6 protein-coding genes are annotated in these 4729 nt (G+C 72.3%); 1 reads left to right on the top strand and 5 read right to left on the bottom strand.

Translation table 11 applies throughout. From position 1 onward, the window contains the following. Window positions 1–105 precede the first annotated feature (105 nt). The 5 genes from PKE44_RS09265 to PKE44_RS09245 form a co-directional block, all read right to left on the bottom strand. Window positions 106–327 (bottom strand): hypothetical protein, encoded by a 222-nt coding sequence (locus PKE44_RS09265; RefSeq protein ID WP_324550357.1) that lies wholly within the window; start codon window positions 325–327, stop codon window positions 106–108. Between the two features lie 177 nt (window positions 328–504). After that, window positions 505–1128, bottom strand: a complete 624-nt coding sequence (rhtB, locus tag PKE44_RS09260) for a homoserine/homoserine lactone efflux protein (RefSeq protein WP_324550355.1) — start codon at window positions 1126–1128, stop codon at window positions 505–507. A gap of 135 nt (window positions 1129–1263) precedes the next feature. After that, window positions 1264–1851, bottom strand: a complete 588-nt coding sequence (locus PKE44_RS09255; protein WP_324550353.1) for a GNAT family N-acetyltransferase — start codon at window positions 1849–1851, stop codon at window positions 1264–1266. A 19-nt stretch (window positions 1852–1870) separates the two neighbouring features. After that, a complete protein-coding gene (gene queF, locus PKE44_RS09250; RefSeq protein ID WP_324550352.1) occupies window positions 1871–2713 on the bottom strand; it encodes an NADPH-dependent 7-cyano-7-deazaguanine reductase QueF in 843 nt (280 codons plus the stop codon). A 161-nt stretch (window positions 2714–2874) separates the two neighbouring features. Continuing rightward, the gene (locus PKE44_RS09245; protein WP_324550351.1) at window positions 2875–3441 is read right to left on the bottom strand and encodes a YaeQ family protein; all 567 of its coding nucleotides are present in this window, start codon (window positions 3439–3441) and stop codon (window positions 2875–2877) included. A 186-nt stretch (window positions 3442–3627) separates the two neighbouring features. Between PKE44_RS09245 and PKE44_RS09240 the strand changes: the two genes are divergently transcribed. Further along, the coding region (locus tag PKE44_RS09240) for an MASE1 domain-containing protein (RefSeq protein ID WP_324550350.1) at window positions 3628–4729 on the top strand (1102 nt) is incomplete at its 3' end.

The raw sequence follows: 4729 nt of genomic DNA, 5'->3' as shown, positions 1-4729 counted from the left end.
GCACGCGCAGGCTGAGTTGACGAAGGAAGCCCGGCAACCATCACGCGTCATGGCTTCCGATGCCGGGTTTCGTTCCTCAACCCAGCCTGCGAGCTGTCTTGTCTTTCAGGCATCGGCCTCTGTCGTCGCCCGCGGCCGCAGCGCCCACGCCATCACGAACCCGAAGCAAAGCTCGCGCACGAACGCCACCTTGGCGGTGCCGCTCGCGAGCCAGGCCAGCGCGTCGCCGCCCCGCAGTTCCGGCAGCAGGTTCAAAGCGAGGAACAGGCCGAGGCCGGCGAGCAGGCCGTTGAGGGTGATGAAGGCGAGGCGGCGGGCGGGGTGCATCGGGCGCTGGTTCCTGTTGGCGGACGATGGAAACGCGACAGCCGCCCGCGGCGGGGCCGGGGCGGCTGTCTGAGAGAGGGGGACGGCATCCTGCGTCATGGCGGCATTCCTTGCGGCGGTGCTCCTTACGATATCGGCATCGGTGCCGATTGCAAAGATGCGTCACGCAGCCTGTGTTCAGGCGTGGCGCACGCTCGCGAGCAGCGCGCCGGCACCGGCGAACATGCCGCCGAACACGCGGTTCAGCAGGCGCATGCGCCGTGCGTTCTGCACGTGCCGGCGCAGCACGCCGGCGAGCGTCGCATAGCCGCACATGACGATCACGTCGACGACCACCAGCGTGCCACCGAGCAGCGCGATCTGCATGCCCTGCGGGCGCGCCGGGTCGAGGAACTGCGGGAACAGCGCGACGAGGAACACGATCGCCTTCGGGTTGGTGACGTTGACGATCACCGCCTGCCAGAACAGCCGCGCCGGACCGGGCAGTGCCACGGACTTCTCGCTCACGTCGAAGTGCGTCGGGGCGTGCCACTTCTGCCAGCCGAGCCAGAGGAGATAGGCGACGCCGGCCCACTTGATCGCCGTGAACGCCGTCGCCGAGGCCGCGATCAGCGCGCCGAGGCCGACGCCGACCAGCAGCGTGTTGACGATCAGCCCGCCCTGCAGGCCGAGGATGCCGATGAAGGTGCGCCGGCGGCCGTAGCTGAGCGCGTTGCTCATGGTGTTCACGGCGCCCGCACCCGGTGAAATGCTGATCAGCACACAGGCGGCCAGCCAGGCCAGCCAGACGTGCAGGTCCATGATGTCGCCCCCTCGTGAAAACGCGCCGGATCGGCAGGCCGGCAAGTCTGCGCCGCGCCGCGCAGCGGCCATAGCGGCGCATGGCTCGCATGCGCGGCCGTCAGGAGCGGGGCAGGGGGCGGCGTGCGGGCCGGCTCAGGACAGCGCGCGCACCATCAGCAGCACGTCGCCGGCGTAGGCGAGCAGCGGGTGCGGCAGGATCGGCCGGCGCTCGACCACCGTGAAGCCCTCGCGCCGGTACAGGCGCGTGGCCGGGTTGTGCTCGCAGGCGATCAGGCTGACGCGATCGAAGCCGGCGGCGCGTGCCTGCGAGCAGGCCTGCACCAGCAGCCGGTGGCCGAGGCCGTAGTTGCGCCACGGCGAGAAGATGGTCATGCCGACCAGCAGCCAGGTGTCCGGCACCTGCATGCGCCCCGGCGCGCAGAGATCGCTGCCATCGGCCCCGAGCACCGCCGCGACCGGCGGCACCTGCGCGGCGGCGCAGCCGAGCAGCACGCCGGCGACGGCGCCGTCCTGGGTTTCGAGCACCAGCGCATTGCGCCAGGAATGCGGGCCGTCATCGGCGGCGCAGCAGCGGGCGCCGGTGGCGTGCAGGTCGCCGTCGCCGGCGAGGGCCGACCAGGCGAGCGGCGCGTAGCCGCCCGAGGCCTCGGCGATGGCACCGGCGACGATCGCGGCTTCCTCGACGCGGGCCGGGCGCAGGCTGAAGTTCAGCGCGGACATGGCGGCGGCTCCCGGCGGGTCATTGCCGCGCCGTGCGCAGGTTCTCGGGCCAGGGCCGGGCGCTGTGGCTGGCCCGGAACGGGTTGATGTCGAGTCCGCCGCGGCGCGTGTAGCGCGCGTAGACGGCGAGCGATTCCGGCTGGCAGCGTTCGTGGATGTCGCGCCAGATGCGCTCGACGCAGTGCTCGTGGAATTCGTGGTGGTTGCGGAACGTGATCAGGTACTTCAGCAGCCCGGCCCGGTCGATCGGCTGGCCGGTGTAGCGGATCTGCACGCTCGCCCAGTCCGGCTGGCCGGTGACGAGGCAGTTGGTCTTCAGCAGGTGCGAGACCAGGGTTTCCTCGACCGGCTTGCGCGGGACGCCGGTGGCCAGCATCAGCAGTGCCGGATCGGGCGGGCCGTAGGACTCGGGGCTCACGTCGAGCTCGTCGATGCACTGGCCGGCGAGTTCCTCGCTGCGCTGCGCGGCGAAGGCTTCGGGGCCGGTCAGGTGTACGCCGATCAGCGTGCCGAAGGCCGCGCCGAGATCGGCCGACAGGCGCCGCAGCAGATCGGTGCGATCGCGCAGCCGGGTCTGGGTGAAGGAGTTCAGGTACAGCTTCAGCGACTTGGATTCGACCAGGTTCGGCGATTCGGCCGGCACGGCGAAACTCGCCATCGCCACCTGCGGCTTGCCGGCCGGCGTCAGCCATGACAGCTCGTAGGCGTTCCACAGATCGACGCCGACGAATGGCAGCGTGTTATCGGAGAAGCCGAGTTGCGCGCGCTGCCCGGCGCGCGGCACCGTGCACAGCAGGGCGGGATCGTAATGTTCGGAGCCGGCGACGAAGCGGCCGAGCGGCAGGTGTGACAGATCACTCATGCGGGAAATCCGGGGGAGGCGGCGGGGGGCGCGGCGCGTCCGGGATTCCGGCGGAGCGCCGGCCTCCCGGCGGCACCCCGTTGCGCAGGTGATCGGGCCGCAGCGTAACAGGCTGCCCGCAAGCTGTGCCACGCCGTCGCCCCCGAGGAGGTAGCGGCGCATCAGGCCGACGGGGCAGGGCGCGTGCCGCCGGCCGGGCGGGGCTGCAGCTGCAGCGTCAGCGTGCCGGCGGCATCGGTGAGCTGGCAGCGGCCGTGCTGCAGCCGGCAGTCGAAGCGCATCGTGCGCGCCATCCGGGCGGCGAGGGCGGCGGTTTCGGCTGCGGCCAGCAGCCGCACCTCCAGCCCCGGCAGGGCCTGCACCCGCGCCGGCAGCCGCTGCCACCAGGCTTCGGCCGCGCGCCCGCCAAAGGCCCAGACCGACACCCGCGGTGCCCGGCCCGCCGCCTGCAGCAGCCGGCGGGCGCCGGGCAGGCCGACCTCGACCCACAGCGCCGGCGAGCCGTCGGCGGCCGTCTGCAGCAGCGCCGGTTCGCCGGCCACACAGAGATCGCGCCCGAAGTTAAGAGCTGTATCGGCGTGGCCGATGAAGGCCAGCAGGCGGATCATCAGCCGTTCGGCGGTTTCGGACGGATGGCGCGCGAGGCGCACGGCATAGACACCGTGATGCCCGCGGTCGAGGTCGTCGATGCGCAGATCGGCGCGCAGCAGGCCGCTTCGCTCGCCCATGTTCGTATCGCTGCCTCCGGGGGCTGCCGCCTGCGCCGGGCAACAGGCATAGTGCGCGGTCCGCGGCGCGTCAGGGATGCGATGTTTTGCTCAGGAGTGGCCGGGCGGCCTGCGCCGGGACCCCCTTCATGACCGCGGCACCAGCCGGGAGGCCGGGCCGCCCTCGACCGGATGGTGCGCGGGATCATGCTGCACGCTTCGTCATTGCTGCCGCCGCTGACGCCGGCCCTGCGGGGGCGACTGGCCTTGCTGGCGGCCGGCTACGGCGTGTTCGCCGTCGTCGCCATCCTGCTGTCGCGCCAGCCCGGCAGCCTCGCGACCGTCTGGTTCGCGAATGCCTGGGCGCTGGTGTTCTGGCTGCGCAGCCGTCAGGTGCTGCCGCGGCGGCTGCAGGCACTCGCCGTGCTGGTGGCGGCCTGGATCGCCAACTACGTCTGCAACACGCCGGCGACGCTGTCGCTTGCCTTCGCCGGCGTCAATCTCGCCGAGATCGTGTTCGGCGGCCTGCTGATCGAGCGTCATGCCCGCGAGCGGCCCGAGAGCGCCGGCGCGATGCTGCGCCTGCTCGTCTTCGGCGTGTTCGTGCCGCCGCTGCTCGGCGCGACGCTCGGGGCGCTGCTGCTGCAGATCGCCGGCATCGCCGAAGCCGTGCCGGTGTGGCCGCTGTGGTACTGCGGGTCGGTGATCGGCGCGCTGGCGCTGCTGCCGCTCGGCGTGACGGCGACGCGGGCCTGGGGCGATGCCCGCGGGCGGCTCGAAACCCTGGCCGGAGTCCTGGGGGCGGCGCTGGTCGCCGGGCTGGTGCTGCCGAATCTGGCGTTTCCGTATGTCTACGTGACGCTGCCGCTGGTGCTCGCGGCCATGCGCCTGCCGGTGGCCGGCACGGCGCTGGCCGTCTGCGTCACCACGGCGGTCTGGGCGCTGCTGCTCGCCTTCGAGCGCATTCCGGCGCCCGAGGGGGTGCCGGTCTGGACGCTGCTGACGCCGATGATCGTGACGCTGCTGCCGGCGCTGCTGCTGGCCGCCGCGGTCGCCGAGACCCGGATGCAGACCCGGCGCCTGGCCAATCGCGAACGCTTCGTGCGCCTCGTCACCGATGCGCTGCCGGGCATGGTCGGCTACTGGGACTCGGGTCTGCGCTGCCGCTACGCGAACCGTGCCTACCGCGAATGGTTCGGCCGCGAGCCGGAATCCCTGTACGGCGAGACGATGCAGTCGCTGCTCGGGCCGGCGCTGTTCGCGAAGAACGAACCCTACGTGCGTGCGGTGCTGCGCGGCGAGCCGCAGC

This window comes from Plasticicumulans sp., assembly GCF_035331805.1.
Taxonomy (GTDB): Bacteria; Pseudomonadota; Gammaproteobacteria; order Competibacterales; family Competibacteraceae; genus Plasticicumulans.
This window is presented reverse-complemented; position numbering and strand designations above follow the sequence as displayed.

Coding starts and splice junctions, on each gene's coding strand:
- PKE44_RS09265 (WP_324550357.1), bottom strand. CDS start 327: ATGCACCCCGCCCGCCGCCTCGCCTTCATCACCCTCAACGGCCTGCTC.
- rhtB (WP_324550355.1), bottom strand. CDS start 1,128: ATGGACCTGCACGTCTGGCTGGCCTGGCTGGCCGCCTGTGTGCTGATC.
- PKE44_RS09255 (WP_324550353.1), bottom strand. CDS start 1,851: ATGTCCGCGCTGAACTTCAGCCTGCGCCCGGCCCGCGTCGAGGAAGCC.
- queF (WP_324550352.1), bottom strand. CDS start 2,713: ATGAGTGATCTGTCACACCTGCCGCTCGGCCGCTTCGTCGCCGGCTCC.
- PKE44_RS09245 (WP_324550351.1), bottom strand. CDS start 3,441: ATGGGCGAGCGAAGCGGCCTGCTGCGCGCCGATCTGCGCATCGACGAC.